Source organism: Nonomuraea recticatena, assembly GCF_039533245.1.
Classification (GTDB): domain Bacteria; phylum Actinomycetota; class Actinomycetes; order Streptosporangiales; family Streptosporangiaceae; genus Nonomuraea; species Nonomuraea roseola.
In genome coordinates this window covers 1-775 of the sequence record NZ_BAAATE010000144.1, presented here as the reverse complement: position 1 = coordinate 775, position 775 = coordinate 1, and the positions used below count along the sequence as shown (strand labels likewise).

The 775-nt window shown below is 71.5% G+C and carries 1 protein-coding gene; it reads left to right on the top strand.

Annotated features, from left to right (window positions below; all coding sequences use genetic code 11):
• Positions 1-196 precede the first annotated feature (196 nt).
• Complete coding sequence (locus tag ABFX50_RS50825) at positions 197-664, top strand: hypothetical protein (protein ID WP_346158535.1); 468 nt, start codon at positions 197-199, stop codon at positions 662-664.
• Positions 665-775 lie beyond the last annotated feature (111 nt).

Genomic DNA, 775 nt, shown 5'->3' with positions numbered 1-775 from the left:
CCTCGCACGGCACAGCGAGTTCGAACGTCGGCATGCCGCTGGTCACGGCGACGGCGACGACGTGGTTACGCATGGCAGGAATCACGGTACACCGCTCCGACCGAGCATGATCCGAGGCATCCGCCATGGGAAACGCATGAACCATTCGTGCGTTCCGCATCTGCCTTTTGCGCGCCGTCCGCCCGAGCCTTGGGTCATGGAAACCACGACGCGCATCCGCGAAGCGACCACCACGACGCCCCGCAGGGGCCATCCCCTCCTGCGCCGCTGGCCGACCCTGGTGGGCCTGGCCTGCGGCGGCTTCATCCTGTTCACCGCCGAACCCTGGCAGGCCGCCGACTTCGTGACCTGGGGCCTGCCGATGCTGGCCCTGGCGTACCTGATCTTCGGGGCCTTCCGCGGGGAGTTGCGCGGGCGCGGCGTGCTCACCCTGCAGGGCGGCGCCCTGGCGGTCTACGTCCTGCTCGCGGTGGCGGCCTTCGCGGTCGCCCCCGACCTGGGCCGCTACCTGGTGGCCGCCGGGTGGGCCGCGCACGCGGCGTGGGACTACGTCCACCACCGCTCCGGCCGCGTGGTGCCCCGCTGGTACGCCGAATGGTGCATCTCGGTCGATCTGCTGGTCGCCGCGTCCGTTCTCGTGCTCCCCGCCGCCGCCGGTGCCTAGAAGGACGCACGTGCCGCATCCCCGGCACCTGCGCGTGGCCAGGATCGCCACGCTCGCCACCCTGAGCATGGCGATCCTGACGACGCTCGTGATGCCGGGGGCCGGACTGCT